This window comes from Mycobacterium sp. TH-M116 (genome assembly GCF_057473685.1).
Genome location: NZ_JBYCLC010000121.1, coordinates 1 through 4082 on the forward strand (window position 1 = coordinate 1; position 4082 = coordinate 4082).

At 67.1% G+C, this 4082-nt stretch carries 6 protein-coding genes; 4 read left to right on the forward strand and 2 right to left on the reverse strand.

The features are described 5' to 3' along the window. The 3 genes from AC2VOK_RS05945 to AC2VOK_RS05955 all read left to right on the forward strand — a co-directional run. On the forward strand, positions 1–261 hold a 261-nt coding region (locus AC2VOK_RS05945), incomplete at its 5' end, for an alpha/beta fold hydrolase (RefSeq protein ID WP_428899654.1). A 23-nt stretch (positions 262–284) separates the two neighbouring features. Next, positions 285–503 (forward strand): hypothetical protein, encoded by a 219-nt coding sequence (locus AC2VOK_RS05950; protein WP_428899655.1) that lies wholly within the window; start codon positions 285–287, stop codon positions 501–503. Positions 504–589: 86 nt separating this feature from the next. After that, a complete protein-coding gene (locus AC2VOK_RS05955; RefSeq protein ID WP_428899659.1) occupies positions 590–1717 on the forward strand; it encodes a glycoside hydrolase 5 family protein in 1128 nt (375 codons plus the stop codon). Between the two features lie 13 nt (positions 1718–1730). Here AC2VOK_RS05955 and AC2VOK_RS05960 read toward each other — a convergent pair whose 3' ends face one another. Then, positions 1731–2918, reverse strand: coding sequence for a sensor histidine kinase (locus AC2VOK_RS05960; protein ID WP_428899656.1), 1188 nt, complete (start codon positions 2916–2918; stop codon positions 1731–1733). Next, positions 2918–3571, reverse strand: coding sequence for a response regulator transcription factor (locus AC2VOK_RS05965; RefSeq protein WP_428899657.1), 654 nt, complete (start codon positions 3569–3571; stop codon positions 2918–2920). The genes AC2VOK_RS05960 and AC2VOK_RS05965 overlap by 1 nt, the downstream gene beginning before the upstream one ends. Before the next feature lie 188 nt (positions 3572–3759). Between AC2VOK_RS05965 and AC2VOK_RS05970 the strand changes: the two genes are divergently transcribed. Further along, on the forward strand, positions 3760–4080 hold the full coding sequence (locus AC2VOK_RS05970; protein WP_428899658.1) for a WhiB family transcriptional regulator: 321 nt from the start codon (positions 3760–3762) through the stop codon (positions 4078–4080). The last annotated feature ends 2 nt before the right edge of the window (positions 4081–4082 follow it).

Here is a 4082-nt window from a genome sequence, read left to right on the forward strand (position 1 = left end):
ACCGACGTCGACCGGATGCACGCCGCCGTGGACGCGATCCTTGCGAGCGGCGTGCCGATGCTTCTGGTGCGGGGCCGGATGAGCGACCTCGTCAGCCAGGAGCGCGCCGAGGAGTTCCTCGCCCGCTTCCCGGGGGTCGAGTTCGCCGACGTGCGCGGGGCGGGGCACATGGTCGCCGGGGATCGCAACGACGTCTTCGCCGGGGCGGTGCTCGATTTCCTCGCGCGGCGCGTCGATGTCGGTGGGGTCCAAAGACACTAGAGCCCTCAGAGGGGCGCCCTACCATGGCCTGGGCCTCATGGCTCAAGGTTCGGCAGCTGGTCCTCGACGGCGTCCGCGTGTTCAACAAAAGCATGCTGAACCCGGTTGCCGGCCAAAAGTATTGGTATGAGGGGCCGGGGTTGCCGGTCGCCGAGTCGCGAAAGCGGCCTTATACAAAGGTATTCAAGACCGACCGCGACGAGTACCCGGCCGCTCGGATGCGGGCCTCCCACCCCAGGTGACAAAAAGATAACGATTCTCACGACATACCGTCGCGATTCGGTAAGCGCGGCCGAACACGGCGCGTAATGAACCTATGGTGCCCAACGTGCGCCGCCGCGAAGTCCTGAAGTTGCCGTTGCTTCTGGCCGCAGGGACTACGGTGAGCCGGGTGCCCCGAGCCTCCGCGGATGCAGGCCGATGGTCACCGGACCGGGCCGATCGGTGGTATCAGGCGCAGGGCTGGCTCGTCGGGGCCAACTTCATCCCGTCGAACGCCATCAACCAGCTGGAGATGTTTCAGCCGGGCAGCTACGACCCGCGGCGCATCGACACCGAACTGGGCTGGGCGCGTGCCGGGGGACTCAACACGGTGCGGGTTTTTCTGCACGATCAGCTCTGGGCGCAGGATGCCCGGGGATTTCAGGGCCGGCTGGCGCAGTTCGTCGCGATCGCGGCGCGTCACAACATCAAACCCCTGTTCGTGTTGTTCGACTCCTGCTGGGACCCGCACCCCAAACTGGGCCGGCAGCGCGCGCCGCGGCCGGGGATCCACAATTCGGGGTGGGTGCAGGGCCCGGGCGCCGAACGGCTCGGTGACCGGCGCTACACGCGGGTGCTCTACGACTACGTCACCGGCGTGTTGGGCCGGTTCCGCAACGACGATCGTATTCTGGGCTGGGACCTGTGGAACGAGCCCGACAACCCCGCGCGCGTGTACCGCTCGGTCGAGCGGAAAGACAAACTGGAGCGTGTCGCCGACCTACTCCCGCAGGTGTTCGGTTGGGCGAGGGCGGTCAACCCCAGCCAGCCGTTGACGAGCGGGGTCTGGCACGGCAATTGGTCCGACCGGAACCGCAGTGCGATTGCCGGTATCCAACTCGACAACTCCGACGTGATCACCTTTCACTCCTATGCCGGGCCGGCGGCGTTCGAGAACCGTATCGCCGAACTCGCCCCTCAGGGGCGACCGATCCTGTGCACCGAATACATGGCACGACCCCAGGGCAGCACCATCCAGAGCATCCTGCCGGTGGCCAAGCGCCACAACGTCGGCGCCTACAACTGGGGCCTGGTCGCCGGCAAAACCCAGACCTACTTCCCCTGGGACTCCTGGGACCATCCCTACCGAGCGGTGCCCAAAGTGTGGTTCCACGACCTGCTGGGCCCGGACGGCAAGCCCTTCCAGGACAACGAGATGCAAGCGATCAAGGCGCTGGCTGCCCCAATGGCGTAGTCGCCCATCGCGTTCACTCGACACCGACGGGCGTGGTCACCGATGCCCGCGTGCCGCCGCCGACCGCCGATGTGAGCTTCATGGATCCGCCCATTGCGTCGACGCGGACCGTCAGCGAGGCGAGTCCTATGTGCCCCGCGGCGACACATCGATTCAGGATGGCCGGATCGAACCCGGTTCCGTCGTCGACGACGCTCAGCGTCATGGTGTCGGCCGTCCGGGTGAGGCGGACCTGCACGGTGCTCGCCTGCGCATGCTTGTGTGCGTTGGCGAGCAGTTCGCGGGCCGCCCGGTACAACAGGGACTGGGACCGCGGCCGGCCGACCTCGTCGAGGTCGGCTTCGATGACGAAGCTGCCGCGGCGCTCGTAGTCGCGGATCAGCTCGCGCAGCGCGGCGGTCAGGCCCACCTCGGTGAGCACCTGGGGATGAAGTGCAGTGACGGCGCCGCGCAGCCGGGTTGCCGTGTCCTTGACCGCCTGGTAGACAGCGTCCAGCGCCGGATCCTGATGACGTTCGCGGACTTCGTCGAGTTCCAGCCGGGCCGCCAGCAGGTCCTGCAGCGGTCCGTCGTGGAGTTGCTCCGCCAGTTCCCGTGAGTGGCGCTGATCGGCGCGCATCGACTCCGAGACGAGCGTGCGGCGCATGTCGAGCAGGGTGGCTACGCGCGCCGCGGCGCGCGTCAGGAAGTAACACAGGGCGGTCATCGCGGCCGCCAACCACAGCAGCAGTCCGAAATGGGTGTACACCACGCTCGGCAGTTCGACCGTGTCGTCGCGCTGGGAGTAGACGATCCATACACCGAGATAGCCGACGGCCGTGGCGATTCCGACGGCGGCCGTGAGCGCCGGACGGTCTTGAAACGCCACTGAAATGGGCAGCAGAAAAAACACCGGCAGCAATGCCACCGTAGCGCCACCGGACACCACACACAGTGCCACCACGGTCAGCACGTCAATGCCCGTCGACGCCCAGCCGGCCCACGGCGGCACCGGGCCGCGCAGCACCACCACCACCCACACCAGCGCGGCGATGCTGTAGACGCCCAGGATCAGCGCGTAGGCCAGCGGCAGCCAGTGTTCGACCTCCCACACCGAGACCAGCAGGACGATCAGGCCGATCAGCGGCAGGCGCAGGAACGCCGACAGGCGGACGGGTTCGGCCGCAACGAAGTCGACCAGTCGAGCCAGCGAGCGGTCCATTATTCGAGCAGCCCGCGCCGCATCGCCGCGGCGACGGCCGCTGCGCGATCACCGACGCCGAGTTTCTCGTACAACCGCTGCACGTGGGTCTTGACCGTGGACGGAGCCAGGTACAGCTCGGCAGCGATCGCGGGGACGCTGAGACCCTGGGCGATGAAATTCAGTACCTCTCCCTCGCGCACGCTGAGCGCCGGTGTCTGGGCTTCGCCGCGGCGCCGGATCTCTCCGGCCAGGCCGGCTGCGAGGGCCGCCGGCACGACGTCTAGGCCATTGGCGCAGTCGAGCACGCCCTGCACGATATCGGCCTTCGTCGATTCCTTGGGCAGGAATCCCGCGGCGCCTTCCGTCAGGGCGTGGAAGACTATCGCCGACTCGTCGTGTGCCGACAACAGCAACACCCTTGTCGGCAACTCGTCACGCCTGACCGCGGCCGCGATCTCGGCGCCATCCATTCCGGGCATGCGGTAATCCAGCAGCGCGACGTGCGGCACGTGCGTTTTGATCAGGGCCAGGGCGGCTTCGCCGTCACCGGCTTCGGCGACCACGGCCACGACGCCGCTCGACGTCAGCGCACGCACCAGCCCGTCGCGGAACAACGGGTGGTCTTCGCCCACGACCACGCGCACTTTGTCAGTCGCTGCCTGGTCGGCCATGGCTCGTAGTGTCGCACGGCGATCGCGGTCGTTTCCTCCGATCGGGGGACCTGAAATTCACCCTGCGCACCCGTTGCTTGGCGGACAGACACCGCCGAACCGCTCCGCAATAGTCGTGACCGGGGGCGGGCACCGGCAGGAAAACCGACGACGCGAGTCGTCATCCCCGCACAGGAGTGATCGACGTAGTGAAACACAACATCGATATCGACAGTTTGGACGGAGCCCGCTTCGCGTGGGTGTCGAAGGCGCGATGTCGCTCCGCCGACCCCGACGAGCTGTTCGTTCGCGGAAAAGCGCAAAAGAAGGCCGCCGCCATCTGCCGGCATTGTCCCGTCGTCACCGAGTGCCTCGCCGACGCGCTGGACAACAATATGGATTTCGGTGTCTGGGGCGGGATGACCGAACGCCAACGGCGCGCGTTGCTCAAGCAGTTCCCGGACGTGACGTCCTGGTCCGAGTTCTTCGCCGCGCAGCGCAGGCAGCGCAAAACCGGCCGATCGGCCTGAGG